Here is a 20,636-nt window from a genome sequence, read left to right on the forward strand (position 1 = left end):
TATGAATACTTACTTGATCAAAAGAAATTTCTTGAAATTTAGAGTTGACATATTCTTATTTTTTCTATTGTTTCTGAGTAGTGGATGCAGTCAATTATCAAGTTTACCCTATTCTTCGATTAAACCTCAGAGCATAGAATTAGATTTACCTGCTGAAGATGAAGGAATAGGTGGACTAATTACATCAGATGTGAATGATGATGGTCAGAAAGATTTAATCGTCACTAAACCCGGTCATCTTGTGGTTTATCAAGGAAATGGACAAAAACTTTGGGCAAAACAAATCGATATTCAAGTTGCCAAAAAATCAGAGAAGAATGGATTACCTGGATGGCACGGACCTGGAGTACAAGCAGGTGATGTAGATGGAGATAGTAAAACAGAAGTATTATTCTTAACTAAAGATAACACTATTCATATTGTTGAGGGTGAAAGTGGAAAAACCAAGAAAACTATCACTCTGAAATCACCAGCAGGAACAGAAAGATGGGAACACTTAGTAATTACTAATTTCCGTGGGCAAGGGGATAGGGATTTATTACTGCAAACCACTAACTCAGAAGGATATCGCACGGGAGTCTTTTTAGCTGCCTATGCAATAGATGACTTGCTGAAAAAAGAAGACCCCCAACCCTTATGGACAAGAGATGATTTTGTACCCAATGCCCATAATGGGGCACGAGTAGCAGACTTAAATGGAGATGGCAAAGATGAAGTTTTAGGTGCTACCCTGATTTCACCAGATGGAGAGATATTGGTGCAAATTCCCCTCAAGGGTCATCTTGATGCTATCTATGTTACTGATGTGCGTCCAGATATTCCTGGATTAGAGGTAGTAGCTTTGGAAGAGCGTGGTGGTAGTGATGGTAATCGAGTTTTTCTATTTAATAGCGATCGCTTAATCTGGGAAACTCACTACAAAAATCAAGAACCTCAAAATGCTGCTATTGGTGACTTTGACCCCAATCGACCGGGGTTAGAAATATGGTCTCGCAGTCGTTATGGTGAACATCAAAAACCTTTTGTGTTTGATGCTCAGGGTCAGTTCATTGCCAACTATGAAATGGACAATGTTGCGCCTAGAGGTTGGACAGTCAGAGGTGTAGAAGTCATATTTACCATAGATTGGACAGGAGAAGAGAAACAGTTAGCTGCTGCCAAAGAGCGCCATGAATCAGGAGATGTGGCAATTTTCGATCCTTTGACTGGGGAATTTGTCTACAGGTTTAAAGAAAAAGCTGATCGCCTCTATGTAGCAGATGTGTCTGGAGACTGGCGAGAGGAATTGATTGTTCTTAACGGAAATCAGTTGCACATTTATAGTAACCCCGAACCAAATCCAAATCCGAATCGCTCTCGATTATGGTCTCAAAATCGTTATCGCCGTAGTAAAATGACATGGAATTATTATAGTCCATAAGTGGCGTTGGTAATTTATAAAGATGAATCAAGCAGGAATAGGTAGATCGCCGAACTTGAGATAATGAATTAAAAGTCTCAGGGAATGCTTAGGCAGATCTAGGGATTTGGAGTAACTCCAGGTTAGTAATGCCTCAAACGGGTATTTTCTCCTTCTACCCTCGTCATGTAGGTTTTACTAACTATGCGATCTTCAATTAGGTATAAATTTTCCATAGACAGGATTACCGTCCCTTACCCAGAAGTAACACTGCCAATAAGCGTTAGCGAAGCTTTGCGTCAGCAATCCCCTGCCAAAGAATGATCAAAGTTTTAGCACTACGGTCTCCTACTACCCAACCCAGAATTCCTGACCGAAAATGATCTACAACTGTCCAAATCCAGACTTTGTTTTTTTAGTGACAAAAGTCTGCAATTCATCCTGTTCTACAACTTGAGGTGTGTCTTCTGGATCTGTAGATATGGGGTAAAAGCTCTCCCACCTGTTTCACCCCATTGCTCATGGTCGTATGGGCTACACTAGTAACTTGACTAATCCCCCGGAAAGCATAGCATTGCCGTACATTTTGAGACAAAGACTAACCACAAATCTCATCAAAACGCTCAAATCGCTTAAATGGTCTAAAGGTGGTAGTAACCGGATTAGTAATTTGACTTTGGCTTGTCGTCCATGGAATGAAGCGAAGGGAAACCAAGATATTAAAGATTTTCTTAGGGGTAAACCCAATTTGGCTATACGAATTTTATCCGAAGCTAAAGCACCACTTAAAGATGCTGCTGCTGTAAATGCTACCCGATGGAAATTGTTTGAAACATTAAAAGCAAAAGGTTTGCCCATTACTACCGGAAGTGGTGCGCGTACTAAATACAATCGTTGTCGATTAGATTTACCAAAGGAACATTGGATAGATGCGGCTTGTATTGGTGAAGTTGAAAAGTTAACAATGCTGACGAATCAACCCCTAATGGTAACAGCAATGGGACATGGTTGCAGGCAGATGGTACAGATGGACAAATATGGTTTTCCCCGCAAAGATACGGTTAGGGGTTTTATAGTACTCAGAAGTACTCAGAGATTTTACTCGCTTCATAGCTCTTGGCGCGTTTAATTCATTTTTCTATTTACCAACGCCCATAAGCTACTTAATTCTTACTGATAAATTTATGAATACAAGTACTCACAAAGAAAAATTTTACTGGCAACAATGGATGCCAATCACATTAATTCTATTATTGGCTACTGGATTATATATCTATCAACTTGGCACAGAAAGTATGTGGGTTGATGAACTTTACAGTATTAATGATGCTAAAGGTAATATCTCTTTATTTGGGATACGCCCAATCTACTACATCCTCCTAAAGTTTTGGATGTTATTTGGTACTAGCGATAGTTGGTTACGCAGCTTATCTGTTGTGTTTGGATTAGCTAGTGTATTTTTAATTTATCAGCTTGGTCGTCGTGTATCTGGAGAGGGAACAGGTTTGATAGGAGCTCTGTTGCTGACACTTTCACCACTTTTCATTAATTTCGCTCAAATGGTACGTATGTACTCATTGGGTACTTGTTTAGCTATTGGTGGTTCCCTTGCTTTAGTATATGCACTGGAGAATCCTACTAATTATTCAATGGCTTGGTGGGCTGGCACGCGAGTGTTAATGAACATAACTGCCCCACTGAATGCCACCTTGCTACTACCAGATATTCTCATATTTTGTTTGAAGTTTCGCCAACAACGTGATGTATTATTCCGTTTTGGAAAATGGGTATTAGTAGGGTTAGTTTTATGGTTTCCATCTCTATGGGCATTAGTTTCAAGCACTATAGGTTTCTTGACTTCAGCATTAACAATATCTGACAAAGTTGAGACATCCTCTAGTAGACACGCATTTCCCAGTATATTAGAAGTAATACGCAAGTTAAGACATTTTACAGCTTTTCCATTCCCTTCAACATCAAAAGCAATCAGCTTATTTTATCAAGCTTATACAATCATCTTACTATTTTTATTCAGCTTTGGCCTGATTAAAAAGCATCGTTCAGGAAAACTTCTTTGGATTGCAGCTTGGGCTTTTATACCTGCAGCTATGATATTTTTAGTTTCTCAGAGATTATGGATAGACCGTTACTTATTATTCGTATGTCCTTACATTCTGATTTTACTTGCTGCTGGTTTTATGAGAGTGTGGAATTTGCAGCGTACAGTAGCTATTGTAATAGCAATTATTTATTTATTTGCCACTACTAATGGGTTAGTTCGTTTCTATACTGTTCAAGATCGCCAAGATTGGCGTGCTATCGCACAAGTGATTAATGTTACAGAAAAACCAGGGGATAAAATAGTTTTATCTATAGGTAGTGAAAAAATGACTACTGCACTAGCTCATTACTATCATGGTACTGCATCTATTTATCGTAAAAATATTTGTTCTATTTCGGAGGTGAACAAAACTGATTTAGAGGTAGAGTTATCTAATCTATTACCAATAGAAAGACTTTGGTTAGTTTGCCAACGTGATTTTGATCAAACCTTGTTTGAAAAGACTTTTGGAGATCAGTTAAAAGTAGAAAAACACTGGGCATTTACTAATGAACAGTTTTATAGAGAAAAAGATTTGATGCACCTTTTTCTCGCAACTCCTAATTAAAATAGATATCTCCAATAATAAAAAATCAAATCAATTATAGCACTAGATAAGTGCCTATGCAAAATTAATTATATCATGTTCCCCCTCCGGGGGAGCTACGCTAACGGACGGGTCAGTTATAATAAAATTTACTATAGTACTATATATATATAAGATAGAATAGAATAGAATAGATAGATTTCAAAAATGATAACGTTATAGTTTTTGGACTCTATCTACATAATACATGGTCTCTGCATAAGTCCGATGATTGTAAGGGGTGTACTTTTTGGATATGAAAGAAAAAATCTCGAATCTTACAAAAAATCAAGCTAAATCAGATTTATTTTGGCAGATAATTCCAATTACTTTAATTCTATTATTAGCTACTGGATTATATCTCTATCAACTAGGTACAGAAAGCCTTTGGATAGATGAACTCATCAGTGTAGATCGAGCAAAAAGAGATATTTTAGATCTCTTGTGGAGAGGCCGTACTCATCTCATTCTCCTCAAAGGTTGGATGGTATTTGGCTATAGCGATAGTTGGCTGCGCGGGTTATGCGTTATTTGTACTATAGGTAGCGTTTTCTTAATTTATCAACTTGGTTGTCGTTTGGCAAGTAAACCTGTAGGTTTAATTTCTGCTCTACTTATGGCTGTGTCTCCTTTGTTTATTCATCATGCTCAAGAGGTGCGGATGTATGGGGTGAGCACTTTTTTTGGATTAGTTGGTACTCTGGCTTTAACTTTTGCTTTAGAATCTCCCAATAAGTTTTCTCTCGGTTTTTGGGCCGTCGCTCGATACTTAGCTATTCGTTCTACACCACTAAATTTACTCTTATTACTACCAGACATAGTTTTATTTGGTTGGAAGTTTCGTAAGCAAAAGCGTGTATTATTGAGTTTTATTACTGGATTGATTGTTATTATTGTATTATGGTCTCCCCTTATAATTGATTTAGCTATTCGTTCGGCTCGATTTATGGGTGGATTCAGAGGAACAGTAGACCCAAGTGTAGAAAATGTAAAATCTAATTTAAAATCTGTCCCCACTATAATTAATGTACTACTACAACCTGGACGTTTTACTGCTTGGTCATTTGGCAGACCTAATTCAACGGCAATTTTCTGGTTTTATAATCTCTACTCCGTAATGGTAGCTAGTTTAATAGGTTTAGCCTTTTTTGAGAAACGAAATTCACATAAACTTGGTTGGGCAGCTGCCTGGGGATTTTTACCTTTAATTCCAATATTTTTAGTTTCTCAAATTTCCCGTTCTCTCTGGGTAGATCGTTACCTTCTGTTTACTGCCCCCTATCTTTTTATCCTTTTGGCAGCAGGGTTTATGGGGGTTTGGCGTCGGTGGCGAATCCCGGCAGTGGCGATCGCTCTGATATATTTTGTTGCTATTGGTGGGGGTTTGAAGCGTTACTATACAGTAAAGGATCGAGAAGATTGGCGGGGTCTTGTCCAACTTATTCAAACCAACGAGCAGTCTGGGGACGTAATTGTTTGGAAAGCTAATCAGTCACGCCCCAGAGCACTGAATCATTACTATAGGGGTTCTGCAACTATTGAGGTAAGAATAGACGAACCTGAAGATAATCCCCAAGCTGTAGAAAGTTGGCTGGAAAGTTTACCAAAAACTAGATCGCGCATCTGGTTAGCATATGCTAATCCATCACCAACCCTACTGTCTGGCATTGAAAAGAAGTTTAAAGTTGAAGAAGTTGACAAAATTAAGGTTGATGGCACATTAGAGCTTTTCTTGTTAACACCCCGTACTTCTGAGATATAGAATAAGCGATATCGAGTTGAGTTTTTTTATGGGCTATTTCTCTATTGAACGCTTGTTTTTGGGAAATAGTCATAGATTTTTTTTGATTTCATCAATATCAATATTAATTAGCGAAATAAAAAAATTAAAATTAATCCGTGTTGATTTTGATACAAATTATGCTAAAGTTTATCAGGCCTAAGCTATTATTCACTATATTTATTTCATTGCTGATTTTTCTCTACATTCCTAATTTAAAACTGCAGAAAATTTCCGCTCAATTTATTTCATCACCTGAAGTTAATGCCTTAGATGATAGTTTAAATAATGTTAGTATTTCTTCTTTTGTTCAATCAGTATTTAATTATAGTCAACAACTCTACGGCAAGCCAAGGATAGCAGTAAAAAAAGTAAATTTACGCTTACATACAACTCCTTTAGCTTCACTTGATAATGCAAATCAAGGTGAGTTTACTATCTATTTAAGTCGTAAACCCTCTGAATATGCTTTTCACGGACAGTTAAGTCATGAAATTTTTCACTTATTAAATGCGCAATTACTTGATTGTTATGTAGAGGGTCTGGCTACTGTTTTTGCTGAGAAAATATTAACTCGTAACGATTTAGATTGGAGTGGTTGGGAAACATATTTTCAACAAGGTTCCGAACCTTTTTACGGCTTGACTTACTCTATGATGAAAGAAGTGAGTGAAACAGCAGGTTCAGCAAATATGAGTCGTTTGCTTGAGTTTGCTGTTGATAATAAGGCTAGTAAAAAGTGGATGCATATTGATATTGATGGATGGTTATCTTCAATGTCTGATTATGTAAAAATTGAAGTAGAAAAAGTGATTAATAAATATATTTATCAAGTTAAGCCAGTAGTTGAATCAAAGAATAATATGTTTACTTGTTTAGCACCTGGAAAAAATTGATGAATATGTTCGACAATTAATAATTAATAATTTTGTAAATATACCAGCGCTCATTGCTATATAATAAAAGCATACACCAAATCAAAGTAAATATGCGAACCGCCTACCAGTACAAGCTATTACCCAACAAAGAACAAATAGCCACAATAGAAATGTGGTTAGAATTGTTGCGTCGGCAGTACAACTATAGATTAGGAGAGCGGTTTTCGTGGTGGTCAGAAAATCGTTGTCCAGTTAACGCTTGTCCCTTGGTGATGCCAATTCCTCAACTCAGAGGTAATCCAGATTATTACTCTCAAAAACGAGATTTGGTCAATACCAAAGACAAGTTTCCTGAGTACAAGCTAATTCATTCTCAGGTATTACAAGACTGCACAAAACGGGTAAAACTTGCCTTTGATAGATGGTTTAAGGCAGACAAAAATGGACATAAATTAGGGAAACCAAGGTTTAAAGGAAAAGGACGTTATCGAAGCTTCTGTTATCCTCAAATGAAGTTTGATTGCATAGAAGGAAACAAGATAAACTTGCCCAAAATAGGTAAGGTAAAGTTGATTCAGCATCGACCAATACCAGAAGAATTTCAAATCAAAACTGTTACTATTAGTCGCAAAGCTGATGGTTATTATGTGACGCTATCCCTAGAAGATAAGTCGGTTCCTCAGTTCACAACTGAAGTTAAACCTACCTCAGAAAATACTTTGGGGATAGATATGGGGTTAAAAGACTTTTTGGTAACAAGTAACGGAGAGTCGGTTCCCATTCCTCAATATTATCGCTCATCTCAGCAGCGATTAAAGACTCTACATAAACGTTTATCTCGTAAAAAGAAAGGTAGTAAAAGATGGTTAAAAGCTCTTCTAGCTGTAGCTAAACAACATAAAAAAGTTGCTGATCAGCGTAAAGATTTCCACTTGAAAACAGCAAATGAGTTGTTATCAAAAGCTGAAATTATCGCCCATGAAAACTTAAATATTAAAGGGCTAGCAAAGACCCGTTTGAGTAAATCAATTAACGATGCTGGATGGGGACAATTCTTATCTATTTTAACTGTCAAAGCTGGAAATGCTGGACAAAAGACTATAGCTGTGAACCCCAAAAATACTAGCCAAGATTGCTCAAATTGTGGAGAAAAAGTCCCTAAAGAATTAGACATACGAACTCATTCTTGTCCGCATTGTGGCATAGTAATAGACCGCGACTTAAATGCGGCGATAAATATCAAAAATAGGGCGGTAGGGCATTCCGTCCTTAAAGCTCGTGGAGTCCGACGGGGTACCGGGACTGCGAAACGAGAAGCCCAACTATAGCGTCAGCTTAGTGTGGGAGATATCACTCAAAAGAATGAGAAATGATCGAGTTAACCAAAATCATCAGAGGTGGTTGCATCTAATACTGCTATTTAGTTGGATATTTCTAGGCATTACTCTACGTTGGACAAACTTAGCTGACAAGTCTGCCTCATCTATCGAAATTGCTACATTGGGTTATAGTCTAGGCCATAGTTTTTTTGACCTGCCTTTAGATCTAGTTATTAGTCTAGACCAATTGCTGTCACCCTTACAATTTGAGTCAACTTCTACTCCTACCGATGTCATTGATCATCTACTGGGTGAAGATAATCATCCTCCACTCTATTTTGTACTAAATCATTTGTGGTTTAAATTATTCACCACTGACGGAGAATTGGTTTCTCTTTGGGTAGGGCGATCGCTCAGTGCTATTTTTGGTGTAGCTACTATTCCGGCAATTTTTGGCTTGGGTTGCTTGGCGTTTTCTCCATTAATAGGTCATATAGCAGCAGTATTAATGGCAATTTCTCCTTATGGCATTTACCTGGCCCAAGAATCTCGTCATTACACTTTAACTATTTTATGGATTATTGCTTCTGTAACTTGTTTGACAGCAATAATGCCCTATCTCCAAAAACGCAAGATATTTCCGATATGGCTGTGCTTTCTTTGGGTTATAATTAATAGTTTGGGAATTTCCACTCACTATTTTTTTGCCTTGGCGTTGACTGCGGAGGGATTAGTTATTGGTTGGTTGTGGTTGAGAGATATTCAAAACCTATTTCAACGTTATTGGTGGCAAATTTATTTGGTTGCTCTGGGAACGTTTATTGCTGGTTTGGTTTGGTTGCCTATTATAGGTGGTATTGGCAATAGTCAACTTACTGACTGGATATCAACTAGCTTTGAGCTTGATGAAATTTGGCATCCTATCCCTCGTTTATTGGGTTGGGTATTGACAATGGTATGGCTTTTGCCCATTGAAGGGACAAGTTTGTTTGTGACTATTTTATCTGGAGTGACACTTTTGATTATGTTGGTTTGGGTTGCTCCTGGTTTATGGCGAGGTGGGAAAGCACAGATGAATGATATTGATAACCGTTTATCTTTTCAGGTTTTTCTCGGTTTTTTTGTAGGGGCGATCGCTTTATTTTTGCTCATCATTTACGGTATGGGTAAAGATTTATCTCTTGCTGCTCGTTATCATTTTGTTTATTTTCCTATTGTCATTATTTTATTAGCTGCAATATTGGGAAAGTGTTGGGATAATTTGGAAAATCAGACAGAGGCGAAAAATGTTTTTTCTGAGAAATATAGAGGTCTTCAATTTTTGAAGTTAAGAGATTTTTTGCAGAGGTGGGAAAGTGAGAAAAGAAAAGAGGAAGGGGCAACTAAAAAAGATTTAATTTTGGCAAATTTAAAACTGATTAATAAAAGAGTTGTGGTTGTTGTTTTGTTAATGGGTTTATGCGGTGGGTTAACGGTGGTTAGTAATTATGGCTATCAAAAATCACGGCGTGCAGACCTTCTAGTTGAGGCAATTAAAACACAGTCTAAAATTCCGTATTTAATTGCTACAACTTATCAAACTCATGCTGAAATTCGGGCTTTAATTGCACTTGGTCTGGAATTTAAACGTCAAGAAGAGAAAATCAATATCTCTGACTTTTTTCAACCTCAATTTTTATTAATGAAAAGACAGCAAGAACAAAGATTAACTACTGATTCAGCTTTAGCTAAATTCCTATCTCAAACACCACGACCTCTAGATTTATGGGGAGTTAATTTGAAGATAGAGGGAAGTGATCTAGAAACTTTCAATTGTCTGAAATCTTCTCGTCCTAAACCTAAAATTAATGGTTATCGTTATAAGTTATATCATTGCCGTTAAAATTTGATTTTTTTTGTCGGATAGATCAGTGGGTTCAAAGATTAATATATGCTTTTTAAAATACTATATTTTTCTGCCAAATTATCCATTAAAACTAACGCTCAAAGGTAAACTTATTGTTAGATGTATTGGTTGTAAACTTTTGAACAAAGGGATTTTTATAAGCCTAAAAAGGCGGTGCTTCTTAACTATAAATTAGACATTAAATAATTGTCTAAATATTAAAAATATCATGTTAGTATTACTTCTTCAAACCTTCATCCAAATCAATACAGTAAATATCATAAATGGCTAGGGAATCAAGATCAACTAATACGAAACGAAAGTTATGGTCTCAGTGCGGAGGATTTTGTCAAAACCCTAGTTGTCATAAGTACCTGTTTTCGGATATTGGAGATGAATCTGTGAGTATAGCCAATGCTGCTCATATTATTGGGGCAGGAAATACTGGACCTCGCTCAGAACAAGCACTAGCTGATTCTATACAAAAGAATGGTACGTCTAACTTAATTATGCTTTGTCTTGATTGTCATAAGATGATAGATGAACTTGAGGATAAATATTCAGTCGAAAAAATCTGCAAATGGAAAGAGCAACACTCTAGTAAAATCCAAGCACTTTTTAAGACTCTGATAACCACTGATGAAAATGAGATTTTGAGAGAAGTAAATGATGTTTTAGAAGAAAATAGGTCTATTTTTGAGGAATATAGTGCATTTTCAGAACAGGCAACAAAAGGAAATTCAGGCGATGTGAAAAAAGTATGGAAGAAAAGATGTCTTGACACAATTTTACCTAATAATCAAAAAATTATTGATTTAATTGAAGGGAATAAACGCAATTTTAAATATCCTTGGGAGCTTTATAGACAAATGCTTGAATATAAAATTCATGCGGATTCTTTCAAATAAAATTGTCTTTTTGAAGAGAAGGTAAACGATTACAAACTTTTTCCACGAGAGTTCGATCATTTTGTGAAAAATAAATTAGGAATACAAACGCAAGATTTATAATTTAGAGGGGAAGAGGAAATAGAGTACAGAAAAGATACCATCTCCAAATATATAAATGAGTATTTAGCAAATCATTCATTGATCAAAGAAATGAATGCTTTAAATAGGGCAATATTCAAAGTTATTTTAAGTGATGAAAGGGAACTCAAAGTATTTGTTACTAATACCTATTACTTTACTGAATATACACTTGAAAAGATTCAATCAGTCGATCCAAATATAGACGCTATTATTTGCTCTAATCCTTATTCTAATTATTCTATAAGTGCTAAAAAAGAATGTATCAATAGTAATATTGGTCTTTTTATGCTCAGAGAATTCATGGGAGCAATTCGTTATCAAGGGGAAAAATATTTTAACTATCTGCTTAAGGATGAGAAAGCAAGCAGGATAAGGAGATTATCATCTGCATTGAAAAAAAGTGAAATTCTTAAATGTAATTGTAAAGTTTATCTTTTCGGTTCTTATCTTAGGCAGAAAATATTTAATGACATAGATATAATATTAGTTTATCCTGACAAGAATACAATGAGTGGAATTGAAGTTATAAAAAATGAAATAAATAAATCTTTTCAAGGAAGTGAAATAAAAATTGATTTTACTATTTGCTCGGAAAATGAATTCTCAAAAATGGAACTTATTTATGATAATCGAGAGCAGATTCTTTAGGTTAGCAGTAATAAAAGATTGAGAATTTTATGCTATATTTTGGCATGAGTAACTCCTAAAAGTTCCCTTGTAAATCAAGCGCTTAGAGGGTATCTGTGAATATGTAAAGATACTAGCTACGGGTGAACGGGGCGTTAAAAAATTTAGATTATGTCGTCAAAATTTTACGCTCCTAAATTAGTAATTTTAATATGATTTATTTATCTCCAAAAAAAACCATTATATTTCTAATATTTATTGTTATTGGCTTGACTATTGCCAGTATTACCGGGCAGTTTTTTCAATATTATGGTTTCTCTAATTCTGCCGAATTGATTGATAAATTTAATGTAGATGGAGAATATACTATTCCTTCATTATTTTCATCTTTTACTTTATTTTTTTGCTGTGTCATTCTGGGAATAATTGCTCATAAAAAATGGCAACAAAATGATAAATATCTTTGGAAGTGGATAGGTCTATCTATCATATTTTTTTATCTAGGACTTGATGAAACAATTAGCTTGCACGAACAACTAATTCATCCTTTGCGAGATATGCTGAATGCTACGGGAATATTTTATTACACTTGGGTAATTCCAGGATTAATATTAGTTATAACTGTTCTATTGGTGTATCTAAAATTTCTTCAATCTCTGCCTAGAAAAATAAAATATCTATTTTTTCTCGCTGGAATATTTTATGTTGGAGGTGGAATTGGTATGGAAATGGTTGGTGGATATTACGCTTATTTATATGATACTAATAACTTTTTTTATGAAATATTGGTGACAATTGAAGAGTTTCTTGAAATGTTAGGAGTTGTTGTTTTTATTTATGCGCTTTTGTGTTATTGGAGGGAACAGTTCATTAATGGATAATGGATAATTGATAATGGATAATTGATAATTACCTCTGGTTAAAACTGTTCTTGATTGAATATAAGGAAATATTATTTTTTTTCCTTAAAAGGGGAGGATTTAAACCCGAATTAATTATTTAATTATTAATTATTCGGTAAAAAGGAACAGTCTAAAAACATTTTCCTGCTTTTACTTCATGATGAGTATAAGTCTTAATTAACTCGTTATTTGCTATATTTTAAATTATATTAACTTGATAATGTAAGCTTTTTATTAGTGAATCATCAAATTTAAGTTCGGGCATTTGATATCAAGTAAAAAAAATCATAAATTGAACAATAATACATGATTTATGACTAATTATAGTTTGCTGAAATCGCTAAAAATAAATATATATTTATAGTCATTTCAGTTAAGATTGAGACAAGGGTTTCTTGCCTCGAAAGAGTTTCAGCTGAAAAAGTGTTCCAGTCTTATTCATAATGATTATATCTATGTAAATTACTTAAAATTTTGCTCGAAATTATACTTCCTTGATTTTAACGTAGTGTAATTTTTCGGTACATAATTAAACTCCCTTTAGTCTCATATAGAGTCACCTAACTCTGTTCAATCGCACTAACTAATAGAATGTGTATCCTGAAAATAAATTATCCATCTTCCCCATATAAGGTTTCTCAGACTAATAAGATAAACCTATCTTTTATCTTTATTTATATTCTATTCGCTGTTCCCTGCTCCTTAAAACCAACCGATTTTTTACCTAACCAATATGGTAATTGCTATAAAGAAATGATATAACAATTTTCATGTTGATTGAATACAGCAACTAACTTGCTCAAGTAAACAGCTATAAAAATTCAAAAAGTAGACTGCTGTTAATTCAGCATTTTGTAGAAAATATTGACTAATAAAAAAAATTAAACTACTAACCTTTATCCAAACAGAAATAGTCAAAAAAATGCCATAGCTGCTAAATATTTAGCTATTCAGTATAATATTAAATTGTATTACATAGAATATTTTTAACATGAATAAAGTTGATTATTTAAGAATTAGTCTGATAGATCGTTGCAATTTTAGATGTCAATACTGTATGCCAGAAGGTGCAGAAATTAACTATGTATTACAACAAAACTTACTAACTCATAATGAATTACTAACTCTACTAAAAGATATTTTTATTCCTGTAGGTTTTACCAGGTTTCGGTTAACAGGAGGCGAACCTTTATTACGTCCTGGTGTGATAGATTTAGTAAAAGCGATCGCCTCTTTCCCAGAGACCCAAGACCTATCAATGACCACCAATGGATTTTTGTTGGCGGGTATGGCAAAAGATTTATATCAAGCTGGCTTGAGAAGAATTAATATTAGTTTAGATTCTCTAGACTCAGATACTTTTAATATAATTATTGGTAATCGGGGTCGTAGTCGTTGGCAACTGGTTTGGAATGGCATTCAAGCTGCTTATGATGTAGGTTTTGACCCTTTAAAAATAAATGTAGTGGTAATTCCTGGGGTTAATGACTATGAAGTTTTAGACTTAGCAGCTTTAACTATTGACCGTAATTGGCACGTTAGATTTATTGAATTTATGCCTATTGGTAACGATAAATTATTTGACGACCGAGGTTGGATATCTTCAGAAGAATTACGGCAAAAAATTAGGAAACGATGGGGGTTAACAGAATCTTCTGTCAAAGGAAATGGACCTGCCGATGTATTTCAGATTCCTGGAGCAAAAGGGACACTAGGATTTATTAGTCAAATGTCAGAATGTTTTTGCGATCGCTGTAATAGAATGCGTCTCTCAGCAGATGGATGGTTAAGACCTTGCCTTTTGAATGAAATGGGTCAAATAGATTTAAAAAGTGGCCTGCGTAGTGGGGTTTCTGTTGAGGAGTTACGGCAGCAGGTAGAATATTTGTTGGGTATTAAACCAGAAATTAATTTTAAACAAAGAGAGTCTGGCACTACTGGAAGTTATGGTCGAACTATGTCACAAATTGGTGGTTGAAATCAGTTATCAGTTATCAGTTATCAACGGGAGTGCTTAAAATTGTTTGGGGTTATAAGACACGAAATGACCGGTCGTTGACTATCATCAGCAATTTTTCCTTCTGCCTTCTGTCTTCTTCAATATTATCAAAATAATTGGGTCTAAACCCAGCCTTTTGAGGCGAAATGTTTTTGGAGAGTTGTTCAAAATCCCAGTTACCAAAAAAAATTCTGACTCTTAATTTTTGACTTTTGACTTCTAACTTCATTAACCCCGCCTAAAAATAAACTAGACGGGGTTTAGTTGAGTAAATCAAAAATTAAGATAAAAAACTATAGAAAAGAACGAGTTAATTAGGGCTTACCGATCAAATCTAAAAGCATTGACATCTAAAGACTTTAGGCTTTTTGGAGTCGAAAAAAGTGCCTGGTTTTCAGCTCTTGACGCTCATGCATGAAGCGTATTTTAGGCAAGAGCATGACAGAAAAATTAAGGAACAATTCTTACTCCTACCTTCTCGCTCATTGCCCGTTTTCCTGTTTCCAGTATAGCTGTCTCCTACCCCTACTCAAAGACTTTTTCAGCAAACCCTAATTAGCACATAGACTGATAATAAACCAAAGAAGGGAAAATGTTTTTCCTACTGTTCCCTGTTCCCTGTTCCCTGTTCCCTGATATAAAATCTCTATGCTTGTCTGGAGTAATATTCCACAACTAATAGTTCGTTAATTTGAAGTGCCACCCACTCCCGTTCCACAATACTATTAACCTTACCAACAAGTTTATTTTTATCAAATTCTAAATGGCTAGGAATATTAGCTAAACCAGGATATTGAAGATTAGTTTTTACCAATTCCTGAGATGCCTCTTTTTGCCTAACACTAATTACCTCTCCTGGTTTACACTGATAACTAGCAATACTAACAACTTTACCATTTACTGTTACATGACCATGATTAACTAGCTGTCGTGCTGAGGGAATAGTTGGTGCCATTCCTAAACGAAATACAGTATTATCTAAACGCATTTCTAGTAGTTGTAATAATACTTGTCCTGTAGAACCTGCTGCACGACGAGCTTTTTTTACATAACGTAAAAGTTGCCGTTCTCTAAGACCATAATTATAAAGCAATTTTTGCTTCTCTTCTAGTCGAATTGCATACTCTGAGCGCTTTCTGCGATTTTGACCATGTTGACCAGGGGGATAAGCACGTCTGGGACTTTTACGAGTTAGTCCTGGTAAGTCACCGAGACGACGCGCTATTCTTAAGCGTGGACCTCTATATCGAGACATATAATTTCCTCATTAACATCAAATTTAACCACAATCTTATACTATATACTATTTAACCAAGGCTTTGTCAATTGACCTTTCTTGAATAGTAAACCTATTGATTTATTTATTATGCCTAATATTTCTAACATTAACTTTTCTAATTTATTCCTTAAGAAGTTTCCTCTATCTATTAAATTCTGCCATTGGCGCTGGATTTACTTAGTAGGAGTTTTTAGTTATGCTTTGTTAATAGCTACTCCTGAAGTAGCAATAGCTCAAGCAAATAAAAAATCTTTTGAAATTTGCTCTGAAGAATTGCTAAGTGTAGGTTTGTCTGACACAGAAGTAGCTAATGCTTGTGGTGCAGCTCTCAAACCTAGAGGTTTATCAGGATGCGTCACAAAAATCTATGATAGTACAACAAAAGAACTTTCATCACAAGAAATTCTATTTAATTGTCAACGAGTTAGAAGAGTTGATGAATTTGGTACTTGTGTAGAAACAATTAATAAATCAGTTCAAGACAAGTCTAATGAAGCTGCTATTTTAGAAAGTTGTCGTCTTAGTTTACTTCCCGAGCGTTTTTCTTTTTGTGTGGTTAGTTTAAGTGCGAATGTGGGATTAACTACAGAAGAATTATTATCTAATTGTCTCAATCCTGATGAATAAATCAGTGATATTTCTCCAGATTGAAGAAGGAAGAAGGAAGAAGGAAGAAGGAAGAAGGAAGAAGGAAGAAGGAAGAAGGAAGAAGGAAGAAGGAAGAAGGAAAAATATTGCTTTGTCTGAGTTTTAAGCTTTCTATCTGTCCTAACCTTTCCTTCGACTGCTATATCTATATTTTTTGTTTTTTGGCGATTGCTAAACTATTGAATAACAAATATTTTAAATTATTCAGTTTTGATTTTCATACCTTAATTCAGCAACGCCTTTTTTCTTGATTTATTTAAAGAATAAGATATTTTAAACCTTAATTATTAGGTAATTACTGTATATATTTTTAAACTTGTAAGGCAAGTTTGAGGCATTCTGAATTTCTCTAAATAAATTATAAGTCTTCAATAATTTAGAATTTAGAATGCACGAATTTAGAATTACCTCTCCTGGAAAAGAAGAGGATTGACTAATTATGAAAATTTTTATTTATTATTCCCTTAAAAGGGGAGGTACCTAAAGAATTTAGAATTTAGAATGCGCGAATTTAGAATTACCTCTCCTGGAAAAGAAGAGGATTGACTAATTATGAAAATTTTTATTTATTATTCCCTTAAAAGGGGAGGCAGCTAAAGAATTTAGAATGCACGAATGCACGAATTTAGAATTACCTCTCCTGGAAAAGAAGAGGATTGACTAATTATGAAAATTTTTATTTATTATCCCCTTAAAAGGGGAGGCAACTAAAGAATTTAGAATGCACGAATGCACGAATTTAGAATTACCTCTCCTGGAAAAGAAGAGGATTGACTAATTATGAAAATTTTTATTTATTATCCCCTTAAAAGGGGAGGCAGCTAAAGAATTTAGAATGCACGAATGCACGAATTTAGAATTACCTCTCCTGGAAAAGAAGAGGATTGACTAATTATGAAAATTTTTATTTATTATCCCCTTAAAAGGGAGGCAGCTAAAGAATTTAGAATGCACGAATGCACGAATTTAGAATTACCTCTCCTGGAAAAGAAGAGGATTGACTAATTATGAAAATTTTTATTTATTATTCCCTTAAAAGGGGAGGTACCGACACCACAATATTTCGGTAACTTGGTATTTGATATATACTAATAATGATGAAATTTAGACAGAGAAAAGTCAGATTAATTCATAAACATTAATACTATATTTAGGTAACACTTCAGTTATTAAGTAATTAAAACTACTCCGCTTGCCTTTTTGCTAATTAACAGCTCAGTTAATGTTAATTATTCTTATATTTACTTCTCCACCACTTCCCCACTCCCTCTCTCCCCTACTCCCCTACTCCCCTACTCCCCTACTTGGTTGCTACTTTTGGAAAGTGCTGTTAAAATCCCTTAATCAAAAGCTACTTTACTGAAAAATAATGAAAAAACATCATATTATGGCCAGTGTTTTGTCCACTGTAGCGATCGCTGGTGGTGTACTTTTTTCTAGTACCGCAGAAGCTTGTATTTTCAGCAACAAGGGTCAAGATTCGATATCGAAAACATCATTAGTTTCGCTAAACTCTTGGTTAAGCAAAAATTTTCCCGGTAAGTCTGACTTTGCTATTGCTGGTATTGCTGCTGGTACAGTAGGTTTAATGGGATTAGGTGCTTTTTCTGCTAGTCGTTATATTGCTCGTAAAGCAGAAGCTGATGTTGATGCTGAGAATGAATTTATGGAAGTACCAGCAGAAGAAACATTTGTTCAACAGCATCCTGAAGCACCAGGTGGCGAGCTAGACTTAGTTGAAGATAATGAAGTTGTATCTGAGCAAGCTGAAAAAGAAATTTCTCTCGTCAAATAATTTTCTTTCTTGCTATAGGAAGCAAATAATTTTCTCTAGGACTTCCAGTTACTCAAAGCTGGGAGTTTTTTAATTTTTTACTTTATTAATTAAATAATTCAGGTAAAAATCCTCCCCCTTTCAAGGGGAAACAAGCGGTCGAGGGATGGCGATCTTCGGAGCGGGTCTGCAAGAACGGGTCTCCTCGCCATATCCAATCGACCAAGAGAGAAAGAATTTTCATGATTATTCAATCCTATCCGTTTTTAGGGAGAGGTAATTATCAATTATCCATTATCAATTATCAATTATCAATTATTGAAGTCTTTTAAGCATCTCCAGAAAAGAGGGAGTAGGGAGAAAGAATTGATGAATAAGAGTGCGATAATTGATTTTATTTTTTATTATTGGAGATGTCTTTTGGTCAGGACAATAAATTTTAGTTGTAAGGGAATAGGGAACAGGAAACAGAGGAATATATTAACATATTTGCATAGCGCTATAACTAGCTCTGGGCTAACAGTTTTCAGCTACCAACTTAGGTTGAAATCCTCTTTTAAATTGTATTTTTCTGTTGTTTCAGTATAAATCTAATACCAAATGTCACGCATTTTTGCTACATCTTCTTGCAGGCAAGGAGTAGGGAGTAAACAAATAACAAATAAGATATCTTTACTTCATACAAATAATTGCTAAAAACATTTTATTATCGAATTATTAATTATTAATTATTAATAATTAAATAATTCTGGTTTAAAGCCTCCCCTTTTAAGGGGAAAAAAGCGGTCGAGGGATGGCGATCTTCGGAGCGGCTCTGATAAGAGCGGGTATTTTCGCCATATCCAATCGACTCCTGTGAAGAAATAATATTTCCTTATATTCAATTCCGTAGCGGTTTTAACCAGAGGTAATTATCCATTATCAATTATCCATTATCCATTATCCATTAATGAATTCCCTACTCCCTATCTTCTGACTTATTTATATTCCTTAAAAATCCACTCCACGTTTTAATTCCACCCCATGATTAGCATAATGTTTATGACAGAAAACCTCTGAATGAACGCTAGCCAAATCAAAATATGCTGGTGGATTAAGACAACGACCAGTAATAATTACCTCCGTATCTTTTGGCTTCCGTAATAAAGCTTCAACTATTGGCTCTACTTCTAATAATTCTAAATCTACAGTAGGATTAAGTTCATCTAAAATAATAGTCTTATATAAACCAGAAGCTATAGCCGCTCTAGCTATTTCCCAACCCCTTTCTGCTTCGACAAAATCGATTTCTTTTTGTTGTCCTCGCCAAACAATAGCATCTCCACCACAACGTTGATGATCCACTAAATTTGGATAACTTTGACGCAAGGCGGCGATCGCTGCATCTTCTGTATAACCAATACCTCCTTTGAGCCATTGTATAATTAGGACTCGATGAGATTGGTCTTGACTAATACCCCGACCTATAGCTTGTAATGCTTTACCCAAAGCGCTGGTAGATTTACCCTTACCAGCACCAGTATAAATTTCAATCCCTGTAATACCATGAGCTTGAGCAGTTGGGTGTTGATGGGGTTTCATTTCTGAATGTAAGTCGGCGATGTCCAACAATGCTGGAGGAGCTGCACGACCTGTCGCAATAATTTCTAACTGTTCTGGTTTATCCTTTATAGTGTGGATGACTTCATCCACGGGTAATAGACCTAAGTCCAAAACTGGATTGAGTTCGTCCAAGACCACGACTGAATATAAGTCAGAAGCGATCGCTCCTTTGGCCACATCCCAACCTCTTTGGGCTTCTTGACGGTCAAATGTAATAATTTCATCATGGCCAAAATATTCGCTTCTACCAGTGCGTACTTGGTCTATTAGATGAGGAAAGCCTTTCTGTAAGGCTTCTATGGCAGCATCTTCATCATAAGAGCGGTCAGGTCCTTTGAGAAATCTCAGTAGCAATACTCTAGTTGGAGAGTCAGAATGTATCCCTAGACCTATGGAACGTAAAACTACTCCTAATGCTGCTTGAGATTTACCTTTGCTGGAGCCATCGTAAACATGAATTTGTCCCACAATTCTTTCTGACATGGCCTGTGCGGTGCGTATACCAATGCCGTTTCTTCTCATAGGTCTCATAAGTAAGTAGTTATCTATAAAGTTTGTAATTATTTTTTGATAGTAATTGCGTATTGGAAAAAATTACAAGTTAACTGTCACGACCGGGGAATAAGGAAGGAGGAATAGACAATATTGTAATTTCTTTAAAGTAACTTACCTTCTCGCTACTAATTACTTTCATCATTATGTAGCTCAACTAAACGAAATTTATATTAGACATCTCCAACAATAAAAAATAAAATCAATTATCGTACATAAATCATCAATTATTTTCCCTTATTCCCTACTTCCCTCTTTTCTGGAGATGCCTATT

17 protein-coding genes and 1 pseudogene are annotated in these 20,636 nt (G+C 35.2%); 14 read left to right on the forward strand and 4 right to left on the reverse strand.

What is annotated here, in order from left to right; translation table 11 throughout:
- Window position 1 precedes the first annotated feature (1 nt).
- The gene (locus F6K18_RS16465) at window positions 2-1,420 is read left to right on the forward strand and encodes an FG-GAP-like repeat-containing protein (RefSeq protein ID WP_287522274.1); all 1,419 of its coding nucleotides are present in this window, start codon (window positions 2-4) and stop codon (window positions 1,418-1,420) included.
- 27 nt (window positions 1,421-1,447) lie between these two features.
- On the opposite strand, the pseudogene F6K18_RS16470 reads toward F6K18_RS16465, so the two are convergent.
- A pseudogene (locus F6K18_RS16470) lies at window positions 1,448-1,996 on the reverse strand (IS1 family transposase); the annotation flags it as partial.
- 79 nt (window positions 1,997-2,075) lie between these two features.
- On the opposite strand from F6K18_RS16470, the gene F6K18_RS16475 reads away from it, so the two are divergent.
- The 10 genes from F6K18_RS16475 to moaA all read left to right on the forward strand — a co-directional run bounded on the left by F6K18_RS16475 (window position 2,076) and on the right by moaA (window position 14,486).
- On the forward strand, window positions 2,076-2,528 hold the full coding sequence (locus F6K18_RS16475) for a hypothetical protein (protein ID WP_375341326.1): 453 nt from the start codon (window positions 2,076-2,078) through the stop codon (window positions 2,526-2,528).
- A 55-nt stretch (window positions 2,529-2,583) separates the two neighbouring features.
- Window positions 2,584-4,068, forward strand: coding sequence for a glycosyltransferase family 39 protein (locus F6K18_RS16480; protein WP_287522276.1), 1,485 nt, complete (start codon window positions 2,584-2,586; stop codon window positions 4,066-4,068).
- Between the two features lie 274 nt (window positions 4,069-4,342).
- The gene (locus F6K18_RS16485) at window positions 4,343-5,848 is read left to right on the forward strand and encodes a glycosyltransferase family 39 protein (protein ID WP_287522278.1); all 1,506 of its coding nucleotides are present in this window, start codon (window positions 4,343-4,345) and stop codon (window positions 5,846-5,848) included.
- A gap of 158 nt (window positions 5,849-6,006) precedes the next feature.
- On the forward strand, window positions 6,007-6,762 hold the full coding sequence (locus tag F6K18_RS16490; RefSeq protein ID WP_287522280.1) for a hypothetical protein: 756 nt from the start codon (window positions 6,007-6,009) through the stop codon (window positions 6,760-6,762).
- Between the two features lie 92 nt (window positions 6,763-6,854).
- Window positions 6,855-8,072: a transposase gene (locus F6K18_RS16495; protein ID WP_287522282.1), complete on the forward strand. Its 1,218-nt coding sequence runs from the start codon at window positions 6,855-6,857 to the stop codon at window positions 8,070-8,072.
- A gap of 34 nt (window positions 8,073-8,106) precedes the next feature.
- Window positions 8,107-9,945: a glycosyltransferase family 39 protein gene (locus tag F6K18_RS16500; RefSeq protein ID WP_287522283.1), complete on the forward strand. Its 1,839-nt coding sequence runs from the start codon at window positions 8,107-8,109 to the stop codon at window positions 9,943-9,945.
- Window positions 9,946-10,349: 404 nt separating this feature from the next.
- Window positions 10,350-10,856 (forward strand): hypothetical protein, encoded by a 507-nt coding sequence (locus tag F6K18_RS16505; RefSeq protein WP_287522284.1) that lies wholly within the window; start codon window positions 10,350-10,352, stop codon window positions 10,854-10,856.
- Window positions 10,857-11,036: 180 nt separating this feature from the next.
- Complete coding sequence (locus F6K18_RS16510) at window positions 11,037-11,627, forward strand: nucleotidyltransferase domain-containing protein (protein ID WP_287522286.1); 591 nt, start codon at window positions 11,037-11,039, stop codon at window positions 11,625-11,627.
- Window positions 11,628-11,818: 191 nt separating this feature from the next.
- Window positions 11,819-12,487 (forward strand): hypothetical protein, encoded by a 669-nt coding sequence (locus tag F6K18_RS16515; protein WP_287522287.1) that lies wholly within the window; start codon window positions 11,819-11,821, stop codon window positions 12,485-12,487.
- A gap of 1,012 nt (window positions 12,488-13,499) precedes the next feature.
- Window positions 13,500-14,486: a GTP 3',8-cyclase MoaA gene (moaA, locus tag F6K18_RS16520; protein ID WP_287522288.1), complete on the forward strand. Its 987-nt coding sequence runs from the start codon at window positions 13,500-13,502 to the stop codon at window positions 14,484-14,486.
- 52 nt (window positions 14,487-14,538) lie between these two features.
- Here moaA and F6K18_RS16525 read toward each other — a convergent pair whose 3' ends face one another.
- The gene (locus F6K18_RS16525) at window positions 14,539-14,736 is read right to left on the reverse strand and encodes a hypothetical protein (protein WP_287522289.1); all 198 of its coding nucleotides are present in this window, start codon (window positions 14,734-14,736) and stop codon (window positions 14,539-14,541) included.
- A gap of 417 nt (window positions 14,737-15,153) precedes the next feature.
- Entirely contained in the window at window positions 15,154-15,762 is a 609-nt protein-coding gene (rpsD, locus tag F6K18_RS16530) for a 30S ribosomal protein S4 (protein WP_124146974.1), read from the reverse strand.
- A gap of 111 nt (window positions 15,763-15,873) precedes the next feature.
- Here rpsD and F6K18_RS16535 point away from each other — a divergent pair, with 111 nt between their 5' ends.
- The 3 genes from F6K18_RS16535 to F6K18_RS16545 all read left to right on the forward strand — a co-directional run bounded on the left by F6K18_RS16535 (window position 15,874) and on the right by F6K18_RS16545 (window position 18,229).
- The gene (locus tag F6K18_RS16535) at window positions 15,874-16,413 is read left to right on the forward strand and encodes a hypothetical protein (RefSeq protein WP_287522291.1); all 540 of its coding nucleotides are present in this window, start codon (window positions 15,874-15,876) and stop codon (window positions 16,411-16,413) included.
- Complete coding sequence (locus F6K18_RS16540) at window positions 16,406-16,540, forward strand: hypothetical protein (protein ID WP_287522293.1); 135 nt, start codon at window positions 16,406-16,408, stop codon at window positions 16,538-16,540. Before F6K18_RS16535 ends, F6K18_RS16540 begins: the two co-directional genes overlap by 8 nt.
- Window positions 16,541-17,803: 1,263 nt before the next feature.
- The gene (locus tag F6K18_RS16545) at window positions 17,804-18,229 is read left to right on the forward strand and encodes a hypothetical protein (RefSeq protein WP_287522294.1); all 426 of its coding nucleotides are present in this window, start codon (window positions 17,804-17,806) and stop codon (window positions 18,227-18,229) included.
- A 969-nt stretch (window positions 18,230-19,198) separates the two neighbouring features.
- Here the strand turns inward: F6K18_RS16545 and F6K18_RS16550 are convergent.
- Window positions 19,199-20,332, reverse strand: coding sequence for a cob(I)yrinic acid a,c-diamide adenosyltransferase (locus F6K18_RS16550; protein WP_287522306.1), 1,134 nt, complete (start codon window positions 20,330-20,332; stop codon window positions 19,199-19,201).
- Window positions 20,333-20,636: the final 304 nt, after the last annotated feature.

This window comes from Okeania sp. SIO2C2 (genome assembly GCF_010692625.1).
GTDB lineage: Bacteria > Cyanobacteriota > Cyanobacteriia > Cyanobacteriales > Microcoleaceae > Okeania > Okeania hirsuta.